Below are 22,193 nucleotides of genomic sequence, written 5' to 3'. Positions count from 1 at the left end.
TGCCCCCGGCGGCGAATTGCGCCCGCTTCCGCGCGTGCGCTGTTCCGGGGGCTGGGCAGGGGCCGCGACCGGGCGTATGCTCCGGCCATGCGCTTTTGCAACCGCTCCGCAACCGGCTCCGCAAGCCGCTTATGCCTTGTGCCCGCATCGCGGGGAACGCGCCGGGCCTGCCTGCTCGCCTTCTGGATCGCGCCGCTGCTCCTCGGCGTCCTGGCCGCGAGCGGCCGCGCCCAGGAAAATCTTCCGGCCCCGCGCGACAGGGTCCGCTGCATCACCGCGCTGGACGGGGACTCGCTCCTGGCGGAACGGGAAAACGGGCCGCCGGGCCGGTTCCAGATCCGCCTGCTCGGCCTGGATTGCCCGGAAAAGGGTCAGGAATATGCGCAGCGCGCCAGGGAACTGAGCCGAAAATTCTGCAAGGGGCAGGTGCTGGAGCTGGAATACGGCCCGCGCCGCACGGACCGCTACGGACGGATCCTGGCCTATGTCTGGAAGGACGGGCGCATGCTCAACGAGGAACTCGTGTCGCGGGGACTGGCCCTGGCCGTGGCCTACGACGAGGCGGAGCGGCACGCGGGACGGCTGGCCCGGGCCGAAAAGGACGCCAGGGCCGCACGGGCGGGATTCTGGGCGCAGGGCGGACTGAAGATGACCCCGCGCCGCTTCCGCGAACTCCAGCGGCGGCGCTGAGGACGTCGCGACCGGTCTAGTCGGCCACAAGCAGGCGCTGGCCCGGATGAATCACGCTGTCCGGCTTGAGGCCGTTGGGCCGCAGCAGCGCGTTCAGGGGCACGCCGAGCCTGCGGGCGATGGCATGGACGTTGTCCCCCGGCCTGACCACGTAGGTGCGCAGTTCCTTTTTGGAGGGGTCCACCCCCCGCGCCGGGGCAGAGGCGGATTGCGGCGCGGCTTCCACGCCCTTGAGCCGGGCCACGAAGCCCTTGGCCGAGCCCTTGGGCAGCAGCAGCACGTGCGTTCCGCGCACTAGGTCGTCGCCCAGGATCTGCGTGTTCAAGTCCTTGATGACCTTGTAATAGGTTCCGGCCGCTGCGGCGATGTCCGCCAGGGGCGTGTCCTTGGCCACGGTCAGGGTGATGCGGTCGAAGTCCGGCGCGTCGTAGAAGTCCTGCTCCTGAAAATGAAAGCCGTACCGGGCCGGGTCCGAGAGGATCATCTTGGCCGCCATGGCGCGAAAGACATAGGCCTGGGTTTCCAGCGGGAGATACAGCCGGTAGTAGTCCTGCACGCCCTGGATGCGGATGCGCTTGCGCATGCCGTTGTCGCCCATGTTGTACGCGGCGCAGGCCACGGCCCAGGAGCCGAATTCGTCGTGCAGCTCCTGGAGGAAGTCCAGGGCCGCCTCGGTGGAGGTGAAGATGTTGCGGCGTTCGTCGATGTTCCCGTCCACGCGCAACCCGTATTTCTGGGCCGTGGGGCGGATGAACTGCCAGTAGCCCACAGCCCCCCTGTGGGATCCGGCGTGGGGCCGCAGCGCGCTTTCGATGACCGCGATGTACTTGAGGTCGTCGGGCATGCCGCGCTTGGCGAGCCGCTGTTCGATGTAGGGGAAATACCGGCCCGCGCGCTTGGCGTTGAGGATGACCTGGGCGCGGTCCCAGAGCAGCACGAGCATTTCCTTTTCCAGCCGTTCGCGCACGTCGTCCAGTTCCAGGGGCACGGGCTCGCCGCAGAAGTCCAGCGGTCCCTCCACCCGGATGCAGGAAAGCAGCGACGGAAACGCCGCGGCTTCGGCAACGGCCTCGGCCGTCCTGTCCGCGCCGGAAACGGCCTGCCGTTCGAACGCGCCCGCAGGCAGGGACGCGCCCAGAACGAGCGCGGCGAGCAGGGCCGGACAAAGGAAAACAAAAGTGCGCTTGGCTTTTCTCATTTCTTCAGCATACCGCATCCGGAGCACGACCCGCAAGGGGCGCACGGACAACGCAGAGCGCCGGAGAGCGGGCCGCCTCCCGCGAGGCCGGGGAAGCATCCGTCTCCCCGGCCATGCGCATTCAGACTCGCTCCCGGACCTCGACCGCCCTGCGCGTCAGAGGTCGAGCGTGGCCAGCTCCGTACGCAACGTCCTTGCCCGCGCCTCGATCTCGGCGAGCCGCGCCGTGTCCGCCGCGTCCGGCGCCACCCCGGCCAATTGGGCCGCGAGCACGGCCCGCGCCGGGCGGACGGCCGCGGCATCCAGGGAGGCCAGCTCGATTTTGATCGCCTCCTGCCGCGCCGCGTCCCTGGCCGAGGCGTCCACGACATATGCTCCGGCAGCTTTGTCCCACGTTTCAAACGTCTCCGGCTTGTCCGGGGGGACAATGTCGCCGTCCCCGTCCACGATCCATCCGGCGAGAACCGCCCCGCCCACCTCGGCGATCTCGATGCCGGGATGCAGAACAGGCCGCTGGTCCCAAACCTCGCGGACCACGCCGCCGAATATTCGCGCGTATTTCATTTCCTTCCTCCCTATGCGTTGTATTCGATCACGATCAGGCCTGCGCCGCCGTTGCCGCCGTACTTTGTCCCGGTGGTGTTGCTCGACGCGCCGCCGCCGCCACCGCCATATTGCCCAGCGTATCCGTTGCCGACAGACGCTCGCTGGTTTCCCCCGGTTCCGCCCCAAGGACCGCCTGCCCGTCCGCCGTGGCCCGATGCCAGCGTGGCATCATCGCGTGGCCCACCACCGCCGCCTCGGTAGTTGATGTCTCCACCAATGCCTGTGCCGCCGGCACTGGTTGCGTAGTACGGGCTTCCTCCCGTCGCGGAGCAGTGCGCCCCGAAGCTCGACGTGCCGCCGTCCGTGGCGTAATTCCCACTACCAGATGACCCAGCAGACCCTGCGCCGATGGTGCAGGAGATGACTTCTCCGGGGGCGAGCGAAGAGACGACCTTGTAGGCGCAGCCTCCACCGCCGCCGCCCTCGCTTCTGGAAGACCCGGCGTTGTAAATCCCTTCTCCGCCGGCGCCGCCGCCGACGACCCAGACGCGGACCTCCGTGACGCCGGAGGGAACCGTCCAGTCCTGCGAGGACGTGATGAATTCGCGGACGACCCCGGCACCGCCGGGGAGCACCCCCGCAGGCAGCTTCCCGTCCTCGCCCAGCACGGGAACCGCTCCGGCAACCGTTCCCGCGTCCAGAGCGGCGGCGGTCCCGGCGTCGGCCACGTCCGCGAGGACGTGCGCATGGCTGAGGCCCGCCTTGCCCGCCAGGGCCGCGTCCAGCCCGTTGATGGCGCTCAGAGGGTGGCAGTCTTCCGCATCGCGTCCGGCGGTGCTGTTGTGTTCGCCCCCGGCCAGCGCCTGGGCCGCGTCCCGTGCCGCCTCGGCCGCAAGCCGCGCGGACTCTGCTCCCTCCCTGGAACCGTCGGCCTCCTGGGCGGCCTGGGCCGCACTCTGCGCGCAGGCCGCCGCGCCTGCGATGGCCGCCGTGCCGGGACCGTTGACGAGATTGCCGTCCTCGCCCCAGGCCAGGACCGAGCCAGTGGCCGGAGCCGGAACCACGGGAGCGGTTCCGGCGCTGGCAACCGGGAGCAGGAGCGCCCGCTCGATGCGCTCGCGGTTGGACTGCGCCAGCATGGTCAGCAGGTCCAGGGCGTTTTCCCGGGCCTTGGCCGAGAGCGGAACCCCCTCCTCGTAGACGGTTTCCTGAAGCAGCGGCGGATCCCTGCGGATGGCCAGCCTTTCCCCGGACGCCGGAGCCTGGGACAGGATGCAGGTCCCGCCGCTGCTCGACTCGCTGCGCGCCAGGACATATTCTCCGCCGGGCGCGAGCGTGCGCTCCCCGCCGTCCGCCCCGCGCAGCACGACCTCCAGGTCCGCGTCCCGCATGTAATGGAACGGCACGGTGAACTCCCTGGTGGATCCGTTGCCTTCGTAGATGACCTTGGACTGCTCCGATGAGATGGTCATTGTTTCTCCTTTTGCTTCGACCGGATGCGCGGTCTAGTAGTCAAAAACCCTGCCGCCGCGCGCGAGCAGCGAGCCGGTCCGCCGGAAAGCCTCCGCCCCGTCCGCGCCGGACGACCCGCTGCGCAAGGACTCGGCCCGGTTGCGGTAGCGCGCCGCGGCCGAAGCGCCGGACCCCAATTCCGCCGAGGCCGCGCTCTCGCCCCGCTCCAGCAGGTCGAGCTGCTCCTGCTCGTCCTCGGCCGCGCGCCCCTCCAGCACTGCCAGGGGCGAGCCGGACGCGAGCGACACTCCGGAACGGCCCCAGCCCGCCCGGCCCCGCGCCTGCGATTCGCGTTGCCGCTGGCGCAGGGCGTCCCGTTCCTTTCCGGCCTGTTCGCGCGTTTTCCTGGCCCGCTCCCGCGCCTCCTGCTCGCTGAGCGCGGCCAGCCGCTCGTAGTCCCCCGCCTTGTCCGCTGCGCCCCGATCCGCACCGGCCCTGGTCAGGACGCCCAGCGTCCCGCCCACGTCCCTGATGACCTTGCCGCCCTCGGCACTCACTCCCATGATTCCTCCTTTCGGCCTCCGCGGCAGCACCGCAAGCCGTGTTTCCTTGCTGCATTTTCAGTTGCTTCAAAATCTCAATTAGTTAAAAATATAACATGATAACAGCTAATTAATATGTGCATCAATCGTTGACGATCACCTCCGGGACAACCATGAGCACGGTCATGGGCAGGGGCTGGGCCTGGACGATGGAAAGCAGGCCGTCCTCGCTCCAGCCCTTGGGGAACTTGACCTTCTTGTCCCCGGTCCAGAGCGGAAGAGCCCGGCCCAGGGGCGCGGAAGGAGTCAGGTAGTGGATCGGCTCCAGATGGTCCTCATCCGGCCCCACCCCGCCGCCGAGGGTGTTGTGGAAGCGCACGGAAACCTGGGTCACGCGCTTGTTCTTGGTCTGGGCCGTGCCCCGCTGCGACCCGCCCTCGCTGCGCATGGGCCGCAGCACGGAAACATAGGGCAGACCGGCATGCACGCGGCTCGCGGGTCGCGGCAGGGCCACGCTGCCGTCCGCCTCCACGGGCACGTCCGAATAGATCAGCCCGTCCGCCAGCACGCTGACGCTCTCCCCGGCGAGATGGGCCAGCCCTTCCAGCCGTTCCAGGGGCTCGCCCTCGTAGGAGAGGCCCGCGTCCAGGAAATAGGCGTCCGCGGTTTCCCCGCTCTCGAAGATCGGCTCCAGGTATTCCACGAACCGTTTCCAGACCCCGGCCACCTGCCGCCGGACCACGACCCAGAGCTCGTCCGTGAGGCTCTGTCCGTTGTAGACCGTGCAGATGCGCTCGACCCGGCCGCGCGTCTCGTGCCTGGCCCAGGCCAGCACGTCCTGGTCCGGCTGGTAGGTCAGGGACAGCAGCACCCCGTCCTCGCGCAGGCACCAGACCAGCGAATCCGGTTCCTGGGCGTAGGCCAGCTGCTTCAATCCCGGCGCGGTGACGTGCTCGGAGAGGATGGTCAGGTCGCGGGAAACGTAGGCGTCCGAGTCGAAGCGGTAGCGCATTTCCCGGACCTTGCGCCCTGCGCGCTGGATGAACAGGCTGGCCGAGGCCACGGATTCGGGCCGGGCCGGGGACGCGCCGCAGGTGCCCTCCTGCCCGGCCTTGATGCTCGACGGCGTCAGAGCCTCCCCGGACGACGCCCCGCCCACGGTCCATTCCCCTCCGCTGGTGCCGATCCAGAGCCGCGACTTGGGCGCGAGAAACTCGATGGCGTTGGCCTGGGCCGCGGAAAGAGTGATCTCGATGCCGTCGTCGGCCAGCGGCTCGCCCGCGTCGGGATTCTCGATGCGGTCCCCCACGGCCAGGGCTTCCCACTTGTCTCCGTCCAGCTCGCCCGTGGCCGAATGCACGCACTCCACCTGGCTGCCTGCGGGCGCGGCCGCAAAGCTCACGGTCTGGTCCGCGCCGTCCGGCAGGAATTCGCGCCCGCCCTTGTAGCGGAAGAAGCGCTTTTCCTTGTCCGGACTCTGCCCGCGCACCACGGAGCCGTTTTCGAAGCGTCCGCCGTCGAGCACCACGAAGCTCTGCCCGGCCCGGCCGTCGCGCGGGGTTCCGCCCGCCTCGCCCACCTCCATCTCGTCCCAGTCCTCCAGGGGCACTTCGCGCGTATTGATGCGGAAATCGTAATGGTCGCCCGTGCGCGAGAACCAGAGCGAGTTCGGCTCCCGCGGGGTGGCCGCGAGCACGAGACGCTGCTCGTAGAAGCAGGCGGTGGAAGGCCAGTTGCCCTCGTCCCATTTTTCCGGCCGACCCGTGAACTGGATTTCCTCCAGGGTCCAGACATGGTGGTCCGAACGCGTCAGCTTGTGCGGCGGGATGTTCGGATGGGTCAGGATCAGGGTGTCGTTGGACTGCACATGCTTGAGGCGCTCCAGATCGGCGGCGGCATACGGCGTGGCAATGGCGGCCTGGAGCCCGGTGTCCGGGTCGAGCACCCTGCCCCTGTCCATGAACACCCGCATCAGGCCCTGGCCTTCGGCGTCCGCGCCGAATTCCAGAACGTAGGACTGCTCGGCGTTGTATTCGAAAGGGACGAGCAGCGAGGGCGCGTCCTGGCTGGCGGCCTCGCAGACGAAGCGCAGCCCGCTGCGGCGCGTGGCCCCGCCGTGGGGGTGGACCACGAAATTCAGCAGGGTCTGGCAGCCGTTGTAGTATTTGGAGAGATCCACCCGCCCTGCCAGGCGGGGGCTGATCTCTCCGGCGGTGAAGTTGGTCAATGCCGGTGTGGCGATGCTCACGACGATTCCTCCTTGGTTTGGACGCGAGCCTAGCCCCGGTTTTTCGGGCCGGATGAAAAGGGAAGCAAAGGGGAAGGCAAAAGGATGTTTTTCCCCTGTTGACAGGGTTTGCGGCCCGGAGCATTCCTTGCGGGCTTCCCCAGGCGGGCGCGCTTTGCTATCGTGCCTGTCTGCGCAGCGCAGGAAGAGCGGGCAGCTTGCGTTCCACGGCCCGCCGGGACTGCACCCCGGCGTCGTCAATCCAGCCGCGCCCTCTTCGGAAACGACCACGACCGGGAGACGATCCGCCATGACCGCACAGGAAATCATCGAACTGCTCCAGCTGACGCCCCACCCGGAGGAAGGCGGCTTTTTCGCCGAGACGTACCGCGCGGACGAGGGCGCGCCGCTTTCCGCGCTGCCCGCGCGCTACTCCGGCCCGCGCAGCTTCGGCACGGCCATCTACTACCTGCTCACGCCGGGCACGTTCTCGGCCCTGCATCGACTGAAAAGCGACGAAATCTTTCATTTCTACGCGGGCGGACCAGTGCGGATGCTCCAGCTCGGCCCGGAGCGGAACCAGGAGCCGGGCGCGCGCGAACTCGTCATCGGCCCGGACCTGCGCGCTGGCCAGCGGCCCCAGGTGGTGGTGCCGCGCGGGGTCTGGCAGGGCGCGCTGCTGGAGCCGGGCGCGGAATTCGCCCTGCTCGGCTGCACCGTTGCCCCGGGCTTCGAATACGCGGACTATGAGCACGGCCGGCGCGAAGCGCTCCTGCGGGAATGGCCCGAACACGCCGCGCTCATCACGCGGCTGACCACGAAGTGAGGACCATGGCTTTGCTGAGACAGTTTTCCCGCTTCCTGCGCTCCGCTGCGCGCCGCATTCCGGCCCTGGCCGCCGCGGCCCTGGCCTGCTGCTCCCTGACCCTGGGACCGGCGGCCCCGGCCAAGGCCGCGAGCTTTCTCTGGCGCGTGGAACGCAACGGCCGCATCGCCTACCTCGCGGGCTCCATGCATTTCGCGGACGAGAGCATGTATCCGCTGGCCCCGGCCTTTGACGAAGCCTTCGGCAAGAGCGCGATCCTGGCCGTGGAGGCCGACGTCACCCGGATCACCCCCGAGCAGGGCCGCATGATGCGCGAGCTGGCCGCCTGCCCGCCGGGCAAGACCCTCGGCGACGAGCTTTCGGACGAGGCCAAGGCCGCCTTCGAGCGCGCGGGCCAGGACTGGACGCGCTATGAGGGCTTCCGGCCCTGGTACGCGCTCACGGCCATGCAGTCCGAGCAGATGGTCCGGCTCGGTTTTCGCTCCGAGCTGGGCATCGACATGCATTTTCTGGAACGCGCGCACGAACGCGGCATGCCCGTGCGCGAGCTGGAAGGCGTGGAGGAGCAGTTCCGGATGCTCGCGGGGCTGGAGGAAATGAACCAGGACGCCTACCTGCGCTTCTCCCTGCTCCAGATGCGGACCATGGACAAGCTGGCCCGCAGGCTGGCCGAGGCCTGGAAGCGCGGCGACGTCCCGGAGCTGGAGCAGATTCTTTTCGGCAGCCCGCTCTTCAACGCCGTCTTCCGTCCGCTGAACGAAAAGCTCTATTTCGAGCGCAACCGGAACATGGCCTCGAAAATCCTGGACTATCTCGAATCCGGGGAAATCCACTTCGTCATCGTGGGCGCCGGCCACGTGGTCGGCGACCAGGGCCTGCTCCAACTGCTTCGGGACCGGGGCTGCGCCCTGGCCCAACTCTAAAGGAGGACGCTCTTGCTCGTCATCGACCTCAGCCACCCGCTTGTTCCGGGGATGCCCGTCTTTCCGGGCACGCCCGAGCCCGCCTTCGACAACGCCGCCACGCTGGAGACCAAAGGCTTCCTGGAGGCCCGCTTCACGCTGACCTCGCACATGGGCACGCACTGCGACGCACCCGCGCACCTTGTGCCCGGCGGCGCGACCCTGGACAGCCTGCCCGCGGGCACCTGGATCGGCCAGGGACGCAGGCTCGACCTGCGCGCGGCCTGCCGCGAGTCCGGCGGGCGCATCGGCCCGGAGCACCTGCGGCCCCACCTGCCCGCGCGCTGCGACTGGCTGCTGCTCCAGACAGGATGGGAGGAACACTGGGGAGCGCCGGATTATTTCACGGAGCATCCGGAACTGACCCCAGCCGCCGCGGAACTCCTGGCCGGGACAGGCGTGACGGGCCTGGGCCTGGACACGCCCTCCCCGGAACGCTGCACCGACACGGACCTACCCGTGCACCGGACCCTGTTCCGCGCGGGCGCGCTGATCGTGGAGAACCTGCGCAACCTGGAGGCCCTGCCCGATTCGGGCTTCACCTTCATCTGCGCGCCCCTGCCCCTGGCCGACGCGGACGGCGCGCCCTGCCGCTGTCTGGCCGAGGTTTTGCGGAGAATCGCGTGACGAACAAGGAGAGCGGGATGGAAAGCAGATTGGTGCGGTTGGAAGAGCTTCAGGCGCTGCGCGACCGCGAGGTCGAGGAACTGAACCGCGTCGTCGCGCAGCAGCAGATGGAAATCACCGAACTGCGCAGGCAGATGGAAATTCTGGCCGGACGCTATCGCGCCCTGCGCACGGCCCTGCCCGAGGGGGAGGAGGGCGAGGATCCGCTCCCGCCCCACTACCTCCCTCGCTAGGCCGCAGCCGCCGCGCCCGGCCCCGGAATCAGCCCCTGCCGAGCTTGGCCGTGAGCCAGGCGTTGGGGGCCACGGACTCGGCCACGCCCTCGCGCGCGTCCACGCCCCGCGCCTCCAGCACCTTTTCGTTGTAGACGTCCCAGTATTCCCTGGCCAGGCTCGTGGACCCCGTGAGCGGATAGGCCAGGACAGCGGCCAGCCGCGCGGAAAAGGCCTCGGAGAGCAGCGCGTCGAAGCGTTGCGGATCGGTCTCGCGCCGCACGTAGGCGATGTAGATGGGCGCGTCCTCGTCGCAGAGGATGTGACGGCCCTGTATTTCCCAGCGGGCGACCTCGTTCTGGCGGCTGTCCACCACGCCCACGATGCGCAGAAAGTCTGCGGGCAGCTCGTAGCGGCAGCGCCATTTCCAGAGCGGCGCGCCCAGGTTCGCGGCCAATTCCGCCTGGGACATGGCGCAGTTCCACGGGTGCGCCCGGAGCACCGCGTCCCGCACGGAGGGCCAGCGCTGGTTGCAGAGCCGGGCGGCCTTGTTCCCTTCCACCAGCGAGGAAATAGGATCCTCGCCCAGATCCTGGAGGGCGTTGTTGCAGATTTCAATAACGCTCGTTGCCATTTGATTCCCCCTTTCGTAAGGTTTGCGCATTGTTCGCGCCGGTTCGCCGACTTCGGCAGGACGCCCCGCGCGCACTCCGCCCGCAGGTAGGCCCATGAACGACTCTGAAAAAGCCCTGGTCCGGGACGTGCTCGGCTGGTACCGCAAGGATCTCGGCCTGCCCTCCCTGGGCCTGAAGCGGGACATGCTCCGCTTCGCGCCCCCGCTCTCCGAGGAGCTGCTGGAAGCGGACCCGGATCCGGGAATCCGCCTCGGCGGATCCAAGCTGCGCCGCGCCGCGCTCTATTCCGCGGTCGGCGCTCTGGCGCTGGCCCTGGTCCTGTTTCTCTGGGCGGGATGGTTCAACCCCGGCGTGGCCCTGTTCACGGCCCTTTGCATCGGCCTGCTCTATTTCTTTCCGCTCCTGCCGAGCATCCTGCCCGACCGCGAAATCGTGATCCGCTACGGTCCGCGCGCCGAGCAGGAACTGGCCCGCGCCCTCGCCCTGGCCTACCTGAACAGGCCCGCCCCGCGCGAAGCGATCCATGCCCTGCTGGACGCCCTGCTCTTCCCGCTCCTGCTCTCCTATCAGGAAGGTCTGGCCTACTGGTTCACGCGGGAGTATTTCCGCGCGCGAGGCCGGGACGGCTTCGACCCTTCCGCCGCGCCCCTGCGCGGGCGCATCGCCTGCGACCTCGTGAGCCTGGCCGCCCGGCTGAGCAAGGGCAGGCTGCCCCGCCTGCTGCTTCTGTACGGCTGAAAGACGCCTCGCCCCGACCTCGCGCTCCGGCGGCCTCCTGCCGCGCTGCGGCGCTTTTTTGGCCGCGTCTGCGACGGATTCCATTCCAAGGCACGTTATAGAAATATCCGAGGCAAACATGTCCCGATCCCGTGTCCCTGAACCGGGAATCGCTGTCTGCGACCCGGCATTCGTGGACATTGCTGTTCTCATTAATTTGTGCTTAAGTTGCATTATTCCATTTTAATTCAGTATAATGATCATATCATTTTTACTGCGATTGGAACCGAATGCATGGCTGCCCGCCAACGCGGGTTTTGTGCAGATTTCACTCCCGAAATCCGCATTCCAGCCCCTGAAAAGATGCATTCCTGCAACCGGATTCAGGCACCTAGGACATTTTGCCTTGCGCTTTACCCATGATTCTTTTACCGAGAGACACCCGTGAAAGCGGAGCCGCTGCATTTCGCACCTGTTTCCTTCTCTCCGCCGCTCGCGGGAACCGAGGTTCCCATGCACAAGACGATCATATATATGGCCCTGGCCATGGTTTTCACCGTTCTCGCCGCCCTGGTTTCCAACGACTTCAACAACCGGACCCCGATGGTGGCCGATGCCGGGCACAGACTGACCATTGCTCCCTTGCCGCCTTCGACCGAACTGGAGACGATTCGGCCCGACCAGCCCCAGCCCGAATCCGAAGGCAACATCACCCTGCCGCAGAAACGCGCCGCCGCCCTGCTCTTCATGGGCGTCCTGCGCGACAACTGACGCGCCCGCGCCTTCGGGCGGCCCGGCCGATGCCGGAACCGCCCTTCCTTGCCCGCCCGGTCAGTTCCGCGAGCCCGGCTCGTATTTGCCGGGGTAGAGCGCCTCAAAGCCCTTGGCCACCTGTTCCACGAACGCGGGGTCGCGCTGCAACGGATCGTGATAGCGCGGATCGCGCATCATTTCCTTGAGCTTGGCCAGGGTCAGGCCCTGGGTCGCGCCCGCGTCGCGGAAGCGAAACCGGCCTTCCAGCATGACCGGGGCAAGCCGCGATAGCGCGTTCACGACCACGGCCCGGTCCGCGGCTCCGGTTTCCTCAAAGACGCGGAGCAGCTCCTCGCCGCCCAGGGCCAGCGCCGCCTGGCGCGCCGCCTCCAGCACGGCCTGGGTCTCGCCGCGATGCACGCTGCGCAGGCTTTCCAGCTCTCCGCCCCGCCGCTTCTCCTGGTCCAGGCTCAGCTCCTGCGCCGCCGAGACGTTCAGCGGCACGAACCACTCGAACAGCCCGCTGACCTGCGTCGGGGTCAGGCCCAGCTCATGCGCCTTGGCCAGGTAGGCGCTGCGCAGCTCCTCGCGCAGCTCGAACCCGTCGGGCAGCTCCACATCGGGCAGGCCGTACCCGTCCGGAGCCTCGGGCAGCCCCAGGGCCGCGCGGAATTCGGCCTGCTCCTCGGGAGCGGCGGCCTCGCCCGGCACGCGCACGTACCCCTCGGGCCGGCGGCCCAGCATGCGCTGCGCATGGACCAAGACCTTCACGGCCTCGTCCTTGCTGGCGTACTTGCGCAGGGCAGGATGCTCCCGCAGGGGCACCTGCCGCTCCACGCCGTCCTCCCCGCGCAAAGGCGCGCTCCATTCCGCAGGCAGTTCAACCCACCAGCCTTGCTCCTGATTCACCTGATCCATGATTTCCTCCATTTTCTCTAGAGTTTTTCTAACATGTCCAATGTTTCCGCTGGCATAGCCCTTGCTCACCCTTTCGGACCGGAAACACGTTCCGGGAACCGGAAACAGGAGAGACCGCCATGCGCCGCCTTCGGTCCTTTTTTCGCGTCACCCTGCTCGGCGTGGCCGCGTACGCCGCCAGCCTGGCCCTGAGCACCTGGGTCACGCACCTCAACTCCCTGCACGCCCTGCAATAGCGCCGCCCGCACGGCCCCGCTCGGCCATGCGCCGGACGTGCAGGGCCAGGCTCCGGCGCCCTTCGGCGTGGGCCAGTTCCAGCGCGTCCGGCGAGAAGATGGGTGCTTCCAGCCGCCCCTGCCGCATCAGATCCGCGAACACGGCTTCGCCTTCCGGACCGTCAAAAACCCGCGCATAGGCCCGCTCCAGCTCGGCCTGCGCCACCGGTCCGGAACCGAACCGGGGAGAACCGCCGCCGTTTTGTCCGGCTCCGCTCATGGCCTTGCCCCTTGTTCCCGCGGCTCGTCGCTCTCCTGGCCGCTGCCCGCGCTGCGCCGCGCGCGGACCTCGACTTCCGGACGCAGGTAGTCGCCGGGCGTGCCGAACATTTCCGCGGCATGCCGCGCGATGCGGTCCGTCTCGAAGTTGTCCATGACTCCGTAGGGGTCGCCCTCCCGCAGGAACGGGCCGAGATATTCGACCACCTGAAGCAGGGACTGGGCCTCGTATTGCTTTTGGGCGCGGGCCACGGGCGAGAGGTATTCCACGTCCAGGTCGCGGGGCCGCAGGCCCGGCGGCAGGGGCGGCAGCTCCCCGGCGCGAAGCAGGATGTTGAAGACCCTGCGGATCAACGGGCTGAGGAATTCGGTCTGCATCCGGCCCAGCACGGGGCCGAGCAGGCGCATCTTTTCGCTCTGGCGGATGACCGCCTCGGTGGCGGTCAGGCCCGGCCCTTCCGGGGAGAGCTGGTCCGTGAGGAAAATCCGACGCACCGACTCCCTGCGCGTGCGCATCATTTCCTCGGCGGCCTTCAGATCCACGGCCACGGGCAGGGCCTCGATGCGGTCGCGGCTTCCGGCGCGGTAGTAGGACAGCCCGCCCGGCCCGGTGTGCACCGGACCGAGAAATCCGTCGTCCGGCACCATCAGCGGCGGATCGCTCATTTTCTCGGCGGCCATGAGCGCTGTGCGCGACATGGCGCTGAGCACGCGCACGTCCGACAGGGAGGTCAGCCCCGGCCCGCGGCCGTACGTCTCCCCGGCGGCCTTGGACCAGCGGGGCACCATGTAGGGCATTTCCAGGTAGCCGCTTTCCTCCAGAACCCGGCCCGTCGCGGTTTCCAGCTGCACGCTGGCCCAGGGAAAGTCCGCGCAGGTGAAGCCCGCGGGGTCGCGGTCGGCGCGGGGAAAGACCGCGTGCAGAATCTCCACCTTGTTTTCGGGCCTGTCCGCCGCCAGGACGCGCACCGCCTCCGAGCAGTCCTCGCCCCATTCCTGCACCGCCTGCCGCGCGGTCAGCTCGTATTGCCGGAAAACCGTATCCACCACGCCGCGCACGTTCTCCGCGACGAAGACCTCGCCCAGGGGCCGGGTGGAAAAGCGCACCACGGTGTCCGGGTCCGCCTCCACGTACATGACGGCCGTGCCCAGGAGCACGATGTCCAGATACAGCTCGTGCACATGGGCCTGAAAGCCGGTGGATTCCGTGTTGAAAAGCCGGACCATGCGCTCGCGCGTCTCCTGCAGGAATTCGCGCACCTCCCTGCGGTCCGCCGTGCGCCTGTCGCGCACGCGGATGCCGAACCAGGGCAGGGCCGGATTGGTCAGAAGCCCCCCCAGGCCCGAAGCGAGCTGCTCCAGGGCATGGGTCGGGGTCGAGTCGAAAATCAGCTCGTCCCCGGCGGAGCCCCGGCCCGCGCCGCTGCCGAAGGAATTCTTGCGCGGCAGTATGTAGTCGCTGAGATCGCGCCAGACCGGTTCCCACTGGGAGCGGCCAGCGCGCATGGCTTCCAGCCGGGCGCGGACCCGCTCCGCAAGTTCCAGTTCGATGCGTGCGTCGCGCGGCCTCATTCGCCCAACTTCCCTTTGAGCCCGGTGCGGCTCACGTCCGGCTCTCCAAGCAGGACCGCGCCTCCGGAGAGCAGCGAGCCCACGCTCGCGCGCTTTTGCCGCGCGTCGGCAAGCTCCCTGGCCTCGTCCTTGCGCTCCCTCGCCTTGCGCCTTTCCTCGGCCTTTCGCTTGCGCTGCTCCTCCAGCTGCTGCGCGCGCAGGTCCGCCGCGCTCGGACCGCTCGTCCCGCCCCCGGAACGCGCCGACCCGGCCCCGGAAACCAACCCCGCCACCGTGGCCACCACGGATGCCGCTCCTCCCATGATCTTCCTCCTTGAGGTCTTTCGCGCCGGGTCATTCCGGCACGAGGCCCATGCTAGGCCCGGTTTTGCGGGGCGGATGAAAATGGCTGGAAGAAGGAAAGGAAAAGGACGGATTTTCCCTGTTGACAGGGTTTGGAGCGCAGCGCTTTCCGGGCGGGCCACGCCCGGCTCGCTTGACAGGTCTTGGCAAACGTGGTTTCGTCGTTATCTGGGATAGACTAGGGGAAGGTTGCGCACGCGCGCCAACACGAATCGGGAGCCCTGCTCATGAACGGCGTCACCGACTTCATCGTGGCCGGACCTCCGGGCCACACCACAGCCGGACCTCCGGGCCACGTCACCGCGGGCCCGGCAGGAGAAGTTCGGCCCGCGCCCGCAGCCTCGGTTCCCGTGTCCCCCGCCGGATTCGTGCCCATCGACACGTCCATGGCCCGCGTGCCCATCGACACCACGCCGGGCTGGGTGCCCATCGACGGCTCAGGCTTCGGCCACGGCGGCGGAGGCGGCGGAGGCGGCCTGGCCACCAGCGGCATGATGGTCTCGGTCGCCCAGAACGCGCCCGCCACGGGCGGTGCGAACCATTTCACGCCCTCCGGCAGCACCCCGGTGCACTCCACCACGGGCGGCGTGTTCACTCCGTCCGGGCATGTGCCCGTGGGCAGCAATTCCGGCGGACACTTCACTCCCGGCGGGGACGTGCGCCCCACTCCCGGCTACTTCCACTTCACGCCCGGCGGAAACGTGCAGCCCACTCCCGGCTTCAGCCATTTCACGCCCGGCGGCAGCGTGCCCATCGGCCTGGGCGGCAGCCATTTCATGCCAGGCGGCTACGTGCCCATCGCGCCCAAGCTCGGCGTCTCCCCGAACACGCCCCCCGGCAGGGTCAACCCGCCGAGTCCCGGACGCGTCTTTCCGCACCAGATGTCCGAGTTTCACGGGCCGCGCTTCCAGCACAACCAGAACTGGCCCAGCGACGAATACAAGCACGTGCTCGACATCAAGGGCTGGGAGCCCAAGGAAACGCATTCCACCTGGAAGCCCATCGAAAAGATGGACTTCATCCTCAGCACCGACGTGGTGGACACCGGCGCCCTGCTCGACCTGCTCGACAACAAGGTTCCGCCGGACCAGACCCGGCCGCAGTCGGTGACGAACTTCAACGATTTCAGCCAGAACACGAGCAACCAAACCGTGAACAACTTCACGGACGTGGACGCCTCCAGCGTGTCCTACAACGATCAGCACCTGCCGACCTTCCTCTTCGAGGACAACCGCGCCAACACCTACGTGCTCGCCGCTCCCGAACGCACCGGCGGAGCGCTCGTCGCCCAGAACGGATAGCCTTCCGCACGCGCGCGTTTCGCACCGGAGCGCCTCGGCTTGCGATCGAGGGGCTTTTGCTCGGCTTTCGCCCGGAAGAAGGCATTGCCTGCTCAAACGCGGACGAGGCCCCGCCTAGGAACCGTTTGCCCTTGGGCTGCTTCTTTTTTTTGGGGGGCGGCGCTAGTGCTGAATGCCGCGTTTTCGCATCTCGATGGCGGTGTCCACGCGCCGCTGGCGCAGCGGGTCGCTTTTGCAGCCCTTGCTCACCGGCTGCCCAACGCTGACCCCGACTCCGGACCAGCCGCCCGTGCCCACTCCGCCGCCCACCGAAACAGTGGCGTCGCCCTGCCCGGAGCGTTCGCAGGCGTCGATGGCCTCGCCGAGATCGTAGTAGTAGCGCACCAGCCCTTCATCGGTCATTTTCGCCGGCTCGTACTGCAAGAGCGGGTGGCTCTGCTTGGCGACGCAGGCGCAGAGCAGCAGCACCGGCAGCAGTACGGCCAGGGTCGCGGCGAAACGGGTCCAGCCCGGTCTGCGGCGAAGATCATGTCCAACGGCGAATCCCATGCGGCCTCCGTGATTGTCGTGCAGAATCAGCCCAGATACTCGCGCGAATCGATTCTGGGCATCAGGGGATCGTCCTCGTAGCTCTCGATGGCCGAGTCGATGCGCGGCGCGTCCAAGCCCATCTGCTCGGCCAGGGCGGCCAGATCCAGATCATGGGGACGCGTGCGCACGCGGTTGCGGTCGAGCACGACGCGCACCGTGGGCAGCAGCGGGGTCGGCGGCGCGCCCTGGACCACCACGCCCGTCTCCCCCGTGGTCAGCCGCACCACCGTGCCCACGGGGTAGATGCCCAGGCAGCGGATGAACCGCTCCACATAACCGGGATGAAAATCGCTTTCGCGCATGCCGTAAATGATCCGCAGGGCGTTGCTCGGCGTCATGCCCCGCTTGTAGACCCGCTCGCTGGTGAGCGCATCGTAGACGTCGGCCACGGCGATGATCCTTCCGAACTCGCCGATCTCGTCCCCGGCCAAGCCGTCCGGATACCCGCCGCCGTTGAATTTCTCATGGTGTTCGAGCGCGCCTCGCAACACGTCCTGGCTCGGACCGCGCGCGCCGTGCAGCAGCTCGAATCCGTTGACGGGGTGGTCGCGAACCACGGCGAATTCCGCCGGGGTCAGCCGTCCGGGCTTGTTCAGGATCTCGTCCGGCACCAGGGCCTTGCCCAGATCGTGCAGAACCGCGGCCTGGCAAAGCTCGCGCAGGCGATCTTCGGAATACCCCAGCGACTTGGCGAAGACCGTGGCCACCACGGCCACGTTGATGCTGTGGTTGTAGGTATATTCGTCGAAGGATTTGAGATACTTGAGCGCGAGAAGCGCGTCCTCGTTGCGCATCACGGAATCCACCAGCGCCCCGGCCAGGGGTTTGGAGGATTCATAATCCACGGGCTTGCCGAGCCTGGCGTCCTTCATGACGCCGCGCGTGTACTCCACAAGCTGGGAATGGACCTGGCGCGCCGTTTCTATCTCCTTGCGGATCGGCACCTTGCGCAGGCGTTCGCGGACGCGGGCCTCGGCTTCCTGCTCCTTCGGCAGGGGGGCCAGCTCTTTCCCGGCCATGCGCCGGGAGAGGTTCGGGCCGCTCCGACCGCGCTCGTCGCCCTCGCGGACAAAAGCGGAAAGATACCCTTCGCCCTGAATGCGCCGCACGTCGTCGGGACCGAAAATGCGCCCCTCGGTCGAGTAGACGAACGGGCGGTCCATCCAGGACAGGCCGGTATCCACCACATACATGCCCGGACGCAGCTCAGAGATCGGAACTTCCTTGACCATCAGGCTCCTCCCATTCCAGGATACAGGATCATGCCCTCCTTGTCTGCCGCAAATCGCGTCCCCGCGCATCGCGCGCAGGTTACGCCTTGACGCGAACCGGCCCCTGGGGGAGAAAAGCGTATGGATCAATGCCTGCTGGATCGCCTGCTCGCGCGCACGGGGGTCGCCGACCTCGTGGAGCGGCTCGGACCTGTCCGCGTGTTCGCGCCGGACGGCGGGGTGCTGCTCGACGGCACAAGCCCGCAGGACATGTGCGGCCCGGCGCACGAAGTCCGGCTGCACGGCAGGCTGCTCGGCTCGGTCGCCGGGGGCGAGGACGAACGCGCCGAAACCGTGGCCGCCCTGCTGCGGCACCTGGCCCTGGCCAGCGAATCCTCCCTGGAGGCGCGCCAGGAGGAAGACCAGTTCCGCGAGGTCATCCTGGCCCTTTCCTCGGAGCTGAACCTGGACCGCCTGCTTGCGAAAATCATGGATTCGGTGACGCGCCTGCTCGGCGCGGAACGCTCGACCCTGTTCCTGCACGACGAAGAACGCCACGAACTCTGGTCCCCCGTGGCCCAGGGCCTGGACGTGGGGGAAATCCGCATTCCCCAGGCAGCGGGCATCGCGGGCCGGGTCTTCAGCACGGGCGACCCCATCAACATCCCGGACGCCTACGCGGACGAACGCTTCGACCCGGAAACGGACCGCCGCACGGGCTACCGCACCCGGACCATCCTCTGCTGCCCGGTCGTGAACAAGGAAGGGCGCATCATCGGCGTGACCCAGGCCCTGAACAAACGGGGCGGACCGTTCAGCCCGCGCGACGAAACGCGGCTCCTGGCCTTTTCGGCCCAGGCTTCCATCGCCATTGAAAACGCAAAGCTCTACAACCACATGGAAGAGCTCGTCAGCGAGCGGACCCGCGAGCTGAACCAGACCCTGGACCTGCTCTCCGCGGAGCTGGAAGCCGCCGCCGAATATGTGCGCCGCCTGCTGCCCCCGCCCCAGGCCGCCGGCCCGCTCCGCTGCGACTGGCGCTACGTGCCGTCCAGCTCCCTGGGCGGCGACGCCTTCGGCTATCACTGGCTCGACGACGAACACTTCGCCATCTACCTCAACGACGTCAGCGGCCACGGCGTGGGCGCGGCCCTGCTTTCCGTCTCGGTGATGAACGTGCTGCACTCGCGGATGCTCCAGGACGTGGACTATCGCGATCCCGGCCAGGTGCTGGCCGCGCTCAACGACGCCTTTCCCATGGAGCGGCACAACAACATGTTCCTGACCATGTGGTACGGGGTTTGGAACCGGCGCGAACGCACGCTGACCTATGCGGGCGGGGGCCACCCTCCGGCCCTGCTCTTCGGGCCGGACGGAGCGCGCAGGCTCTTCACCCACAACATGCTGCTCGGCTGCGTTCCGGGGCAGGCCTACGTCACGGACGCAGCGGACATCGCTCCGGGCGAACGGCTCCTGGTCTTTTCGGACGGGGTCTACGAAATCGAATGCACGGACGGGCGCATCTGGACCTTCGAGGAATTCGAGGGATTCATGGCGGGCGGGAACGGCTCCGGAAAAGGCGGGCCTGCCGGGACGAAAAGCCCCTGTCTCGACGAACTCATGCGCCACACCCAGAGCCTTGCCGGGCGCGAGGGCTGGGAGGACGATTTCTCCATTCTGGAAATCCGCTTCGACTGAATCGGCCCGCAGCTTTCATCCTTCCGGCGCAGAACCTTGCGCGGCGGCAGAGAAGACCGCGCCGACTCCTGCTCCGCCTTTCTCTAGCGAAGCGAGGGGCGCTTGTCTCCGGCGTCCCGACAGAGGGAGTCGAGCGTGCCCGCGAGCTTCTCCATCTTCACGTACTCCTCGGCGGCGCGGCAGTAGAGCCAGTAATTGTTGCGCGCCAGCAGCCAGTCCATGCGCTTGAAGAAGATGGCGTAGGCCGCGCCGGAATCGGTCAGCTCCGAGAGCCAGGTTTCTTCCGGGTCCAGGGTCGCGGGGTCCACGAGCCTGCCGGGCAGGGCTTTCTGCTCCTCCGCGTCCAGGGAGGTCCGGGGATCCGGCTCGGAAGTGCGGCGAATGCGCATGACCACGCCGTTTCCGGAAGGCCTCGCATCCACGTACCAATAGTCCCCGGCTTCGGCGGAAAACAGGCTCGCCTCGCGCTCGCGGTGGGCCACGACGCCCCCCTTGCCGATCAGCACGGCGTATCCGCCGTCGGCCAGCTCGAAAACCCGCGCGGCAGCGGCCAGGGCCTTGTCCACGCCGACATCCGGATATTCATGCGTGCGCTGCTCGTCGTAGGCCCGGCGCAGGGCAAGGGCCTCCTCCCGGGAGATTTCGTCCTCGGCCAGGGCGGGGCGGGCAGGCGCCGCTGCGATCAGGCAAAGGCAAGCCAGCAACAGGGCGGCGATCAAGGGACTGCGGAACATGGGCATGAAGTTCTCCTCGGCAAAAGTGGGCACACCCTAGGCAGGGCCGGGCCGCCTCGTCAAGCGCTCCGCGTGCGCGCGCCCGTTCATGGCAGCGCCGTCCTCCAGAGGATTACCGCTCTCCGTCCAGCTCCAGGAACGCGGCCTGAAGCACGCACTGGCCGGTGAAGCCGTACAGCCGCGTGAACTTGGCCCAGCGCGGGTCCGGCCTGTTGTCCGGCTCCTGGCGAATCCCCGTGATGCGGACCTTGCCCAGGGAACGGGCCTGCGCCTTGAGCCATTCCAGGTCGCGCAGCAGTCCGAGCCTGGCCCGCGCGCCCCAGCGCGTCACCTCCAGGTGCAATTCCAGGCAGTCCTCCCGTTCGGCAACCGCGGCGTATCCGTAGGTTCCGGCATCGTCGAAAAGCCGCAAGTGCCGATATTCCCCAACCGGATAGTGCGCGTGGCAGGGCGGCGGCACCAGCAATCCCGAGCGGCTCATGCGCGCCTCCGAAACGGATCGTAGGCGTTCTCTGCCCTGGCGGGTCGCGGCCCGGATTCGCAGCCGAGCACGGCCCGGCCCTCGCCCGCCCCGATCATCAGGTATTGCGCCGCGTCGCAGACGTGGGAATAGCGGTTCTTTTCCGGCTCGTCCTTGTAGCGTTCCTCCCCGGCCAGCTCCACGCGCCGATAGCGGTAGGCCCCGGCCATGCCCTTGATGAGCACCCGGCACTGCGGATCCACGAGCAGGCCCGGCCTGCCGTCCACCATGCGCGTCAGGGGCAGGGCCACGGCCTCGCGCCGCAGCAGCGGATCGTTGCTCGGAGCCGGACGCGCCGCAATGCCGGAGGCCCGCAGAATGTCGAAGGGGGTGCGCTCGTCCACCTGGGAGCGCTGGGTTCCGGCGGGGTCGCCGTGCACGAGCACCTCCAGGCCGGGCCAGCGCTCGGCGAGAACCCGGCGCAATTCCTCGGCGAAGCGGGTCATGGCCATGTCCTCGGCCACCAGTTCGCCCAGCCAGAGCCAGGCTCCGGAAGCAAGGCGCTGGCCGAACACCGCCGCCGGGGTCAGGCCGAAGTCGAGCCCCACCTGCAACGGAGCGCCTTCCACGGCGCGCAGCTCCTCGCGGGCCACGTGCACCGAGGTGCGAAACTCCGGGAACACGGGCTTGCCGTCCTGCACGCTGCCGTACTTGGAACAATAGTAGACGCGGACGTGGTCGGCGGGCTTCCCGGCCATGCGCCGGGCATAGTAGTGCGGCGGCAGGTTGTCGAGGTTCTCGGCCTGCGGGTTCGGGGCGAAGCGCGGCCCGTCCCCGTCCGGGGAAAGCTCCACCACGCCGCCGGGCTGGCTGAAGAACTCCCATCCGCCGGGCCGCTCCTCCTCGGCGAGCCGATACCACCAATGGTCCGTGTCCGGCGGGTTGGTGTCCATGATCACCCCGGCCCAGGCGCAGCCGCCGTCCCGCTTCGCGGGATACCGCTCCACGCGGTCGCCCATGGCGTCCACGATGGTCTTGGGCATTTCGCGGGCCTCGTTGAACCAGGCCCCGGTCAGCTCCAGGGAAAGCAGCTTCTTGAGGTCGCCGGGCCGCTCCAGCGACCGGAAGAGCACCTCCATGCGCACGTCCGCAAAACGCAGCACGTGGGTCATGGACGAATGTCCGAAGCGCCCGAAGAGATCTTCCGGAAACCAGTCCAGCCAGGTCTTCAGCGTGGTGTCCGCGAGTTCCCGATACGTGTTTCTGACCACGGCGAAGCGGCTCCGGCGAATGCCGTCCGGGCCGGGCCGCTGCCGCTGGGCGCGCTGCACCAGCTCCATGCACATGGCCGTGGACTTGCCGGAGCCGACAGGCCCCATGACGCCGCGATAGAAGGCGTTCGAGGCGTGGAAGCGGGCCAGGGTCGGCGAGGCCACGTACCGTATCCGTCTTGTGAGTTCTGCTGTCGTGTTCATGGCCGGAGCC

The 22,193-nt window shown here is 68.1% G+C and carries 24 protein-coding genes; 9 read left to right on the top strand and 15 right to left on the bottom strand.

Features of this window, described 5'->3' with window-relative positions; translation table 11 throughout:
• The first annotated feature begins 138 nt into the window (after positions 1-138).
• Positions 139-690 (top strand): thermonuclease family protein, encoded by a 552-nt coding sequence (locus G452_RS19005; RefSeq protein ID WP_162141296.1) that lies wholly within the window; start codon positions 139-141, stop codon positions 688-690.
• 16 nt (positions 691-706) lie between these two features.
• Here the strand turns inward: G452_RS19005 and G452_RS19000 are convergent, their stop codons facing one another.
• The 5 genes from G452_RS19000 to G452_RS0110215 form a co-directional block, all read right to left on the bottom strand.
• Positions 707-1,888, bottom strand: coding sequence for a lytic transglycosylase domain-containing protein (locus G452_RS19000; protein WP_022662169.1), 1,182 nt, complete (start codon positions 1,886-1,888; stop codon positions 707-709).
• A 156-nt stretch (positions 1,889-2,044) separates the two neighbouring features.
• The gene (locus tag G452_RS21485; protein ID WP_022662168.1) at positions 2,045-2,452 is read right to left on the bottom strand and encodes a hypothetical protein; all 408 of its coding nucleotides are present in this window, start codon (positions 2,450-2,452) and stop codon (positions 2,045-2,047) included.
• 11 nt (positions 2,453-2,463) lie between these two features.
• The gene (locus tag G452_RS21480; protein ID WP_022662167.1) at positions 2,464-3,906 is read right to left on the bottom strand and encodes a glycine-rich domain-containing protein; all 1,443 of its coding nucleotides are present in this window, start codon (positions 3,904-3,906) and stop codon (positions 2,464-2,466) included.
• A 33-nt stretch (positions 3,907-3,939) separates the two neighbouring features.
• Complete coding sequence (locus tag G452_RS0110220; RefSeq protein WP_022662166.1) at positions 3,940-4,449, bottom strand: hypothetical protein; 510 nt, start codon at positions 4,447-4,449, stop codon at positions 3,940-3,942.
• Between the two features lie 121 nt (positions 4,450-4,570).
• Positions 4,571-6,676 carry a hypothetical protein gene (locus G452_RS0110215; RefSeq protein WP_022662165.1) on the bottom strand — a complete coding sequence of 702 codons (2,106 nt, stop codon included), beginning with the start codon at positions 6,674-6,676 and terminating at the stop codon, positions 4,571-4,573.
• 289 nt (positions 6,677-6,965) lie between these two features.
• Between G452_RS0110215 and G452_RS0110210 the strand changes: the two genes are divergently transcribed.
• The 4 genes from G452_RS0110210 to G452_RS0110195 are packed head-to-tail and all read left to right on the top strand — an operon-like array spanning position 6,966 to position 9,303.
• A complete protein-coding gene (locus tag G452_RS0110210; RefSeq protein ID WP_027189163.1) occupies positions 6,966-7,481 on the top strand; it encodes a cupin domain-containing protein in 516 nt (171 codons plus the stop codon).
• Positions 7,482-7,486: 5 nt separating this feature from the next.
• Positions 7,487-8,404: a TraB/GumN family protein gene (locus G452_RS0110205; protein ID WP_022662163.1), complete on the top strand. Its 918-nt coding sequence runs from the start codon at positions 7,487-7,489 to the stop codon at positions 8,402-8,404.
• Positions 8,405-8,416: 12 nt separating this feature from the next.
• A complete protein-coding gene (locus tag G452_RS0110200; RefSeq protein WP_022662162.1) occupies positions 8,417-9,070 on the top strand; it encodes a cyclase family protein in 654 nt (217 codons plus the stop codon).
• Between the two features lie 17 nt (positions 9,071-9,087).
• Entirely contained in the window at positions 9,088-9,303 is a 216-nt protein-coding gene (locus tag G452_RS0110195; RefSeq protein ID WP_022662161.1) for a SlyX family protein, read from the top strand.
• A 28-nt stretch (positions 9,304-9,331) separates the two neighbouring features.
• Here the strand turns inward: G452_RS0110195 and G452_RS0110190 are convergent, their stop codons facing one another.
• Complete coding sequence (locus G452_RS0110190; RefSeq protein ID WP_022662160.1) at positions 9,332-9,916, bottom strand: hypothetical protein; 585 nt, start codon at positions 9,914-9,916, stop codon at positions 9,332-9,334.
• 94 nt (positions 9,917-10,010) lie between these two features.
• On the opposite strand from G452_RS0110190, the gene G452_RS0110185 reads away from it, so the two are divergent.
• Both G452_RS0110185 and G452_RS0110180 read left to right on the top strand, forming a co-directional pair.
• A complete protein-coding gene (locus G452_RS0110185; protein ID WP_022662159.1) occupies positions 10,011-10,655 on the top strand; it encodes a hypothetical protein in 645 nt (214 codons plus the stop codon).
• A gap of 492 nt (positions 10,656-11,147) precedes the next feature.
• The gene (locus tag G452_RS0110180) at positions 11,148-11,405 is read left to right on the top strand and encodes a hypothetical protein (RefSeq protein ID WP_155887658.1); all 258 of its coding nucleotides are present in this window, start codon (positions 11,148-11,150) and stop codon (positions 11,403-11,405) included.
• 60 nt (positions 11,406-11,465) lie between these two features.
• On the opposite strand, the gene G452_RS0110175 is transcribed toward G452_RS0110180, so the two are convergent.
• The 4 genes from G452_RS0110175 to G452_RS0110155 all read right to left on the bottom strand — a co-directional run bounded on the left by G452_RS0110175 (position 11,466) and on the right by G452_RS0110155 (position 14,673).
• The gene (locus G452_RS0110175; RefSeq protein ID WP_040368604.1) at positions 11,466-12,305 is read right to left on the bottom strand and encodes a hypothetical protein; all 840 of its coding nucleotides are present in this window, start codon (positions 12,303-12,305) and stop codon (positions 11,466-11,468) included.
• 210 nt (positions 12,306-12,515) lie between these two features.
• A complete protein-coding gene (locus G452_RS18980) occupies positions 12,516-12,800 on the bottom strand; it encodes a Bbp19 family protein (protein WP_022662155.1) in 285 nt (94 codons plus the stop codon).
• Complete coding sequence (locus G452_RS18975; protein ID WP_022662154.1) at positions 12,797-14,371, bottom strand: portal protein; 1,575 nt, start codon at positions 14,369-14,371, stop codon at positions 12,797-12,799. The genes G452_RS18980 and G452_RS18975 overlap by 4 nt, the downstream gene beginning before the upstream one ends.
• On the bottom strand, positions 14,368-14,673 hold the full coding sequence (locus G452_RS0110155) for a hypothetical protein (protein WP_022662153.1): 306 nt from the start codon (positions 14,671-14,673) through the stop codon (positions 14,368-14,370). Before G452_RS0110155 ends, G452_RS18975 begins: the two co-directional genes overlap by 4 nt.
• Positions 14,674-14,940: 267 nt before the next feature.
• Between G452_RS0110155 and G452_RS0110150 the strand changes: the two genes are divergently transcribed.
• Complete coding sequence (locus G452_RS0110150) at positions 14,941-16,014, top strand: hypothetical protein (RefSeq protein ID WP_022662152.1); 1,074 nt, start codon at positions 14,941-14,943, stop codon at positions 16,012-16,014.
• A 162-nt stretch (positions 16,015-16,176) separates the two neighbouring features.
• Here G452_RS0110150 and G452_RS0110145 read toward each other — a convergent pair whose 3' ends face one another.
• Both G452_RS0110145 and G452_RS18970 read right to left on the bottom strand, forming a co-directional pair.
• Complete coding sequence (locus G452_RS0110145; protein WP_022662151.1) at positions 16,177-16,563, bottom strand: hypothetical protein; 387 nt, start codon at positions 16,561-16,563, stop codon at positions 16,177-16,179.
• Between the two features lie 26 nt (positions 16,564-16,589).
• Complete coding sequence (locus G452_RS18970; RefSeq protein WP_022662150.1) at positions 16,590-17,837, bottom strand: HD-GYP domain-containing protein; 1,248 nt, start codon at positions 17,835-17,837, stop codon at positions 16,590-16,592.
• A 120-nt stretch (positions 17,838-17,957) separates the two neighbouring features.
• Here G452_RS18970 and G452_RS20620 point away from each other — a divergent pair, with 120 nt between their 5' ends.
• Positions 17,958-19,514, top strand: coding sequence for a PP2C family protein-serine/threonine phosphatase (locus G452_RS20620; RefSeq protein WP_022662149.1), 1,557 nt, complete (start codon positions 17,958-17,960; stop codon positions 19,512-19,514).
• Between the two features lie 83 nt (positions 19,515-19,597).
• On the opposite strand, the gene G452_RS0110130 is transcribed toward G452_RS20620, so the two are convergent.
• From G452_RS0110130 to G452_RS18960, 3 genes are all read right to left on the bottom strand, one after another.
• Entirely contained in the window at positions 19,598-20,254 is a 657-nt protein-coding gene (locus G452_RS0110130; RefSeq protein ID WP_022662148.1) for a hypothetical protein, read from the bottom strand.
• 106 nt (positions 20,255-20,360) lie between these two features.
• Positions 20,361-20,729 carry a hypothetical protein gene (locus G452_RS0110125; RefSeq protein WP_022662147.1) on the bottom strand — a complete coding sequence of 123 codons (369 nt, stop codon included), beginning with the start codon at positions 20,727-20,729 and terminating at the stop codon, positions 20,361-20,363.
• Positions 20,726-22,183 carry a TerL gene (locus tag G452_RS18960; RefSeq protein ID WP_155887656.1) on the bottom strand — a complete coding sequence of 486 codons (1,458 nt, stop codon included), beginning with the start codon at positions 22,181-22,183 and terminating at the stop codon, positions 20,726-20,728. Before G452_RS18960 ends, G452_RS0110125 begins: the two co-directional genes overlap by 4 nt.
• Between the last annotated feature and the right edge of the window lie 10 nt (positions 22,184-22,193).

Origin of the sequence: Paucidesulfovibrio longus DSM 6739, assembly GCF_000420485.1 — a bacterium.
GTDB lineage: Bacteria > Desulfobacterota > Desulfovibrionia > Desulfovibrionales > Desulfovibrionaceae > Paucidesulfovibrio > Paucidesulfovibrio longus.
Note: the sequence above shows the minus strand (reverse complement) of the source record. Positions and strands in the feature narration are given on the sequence as shown.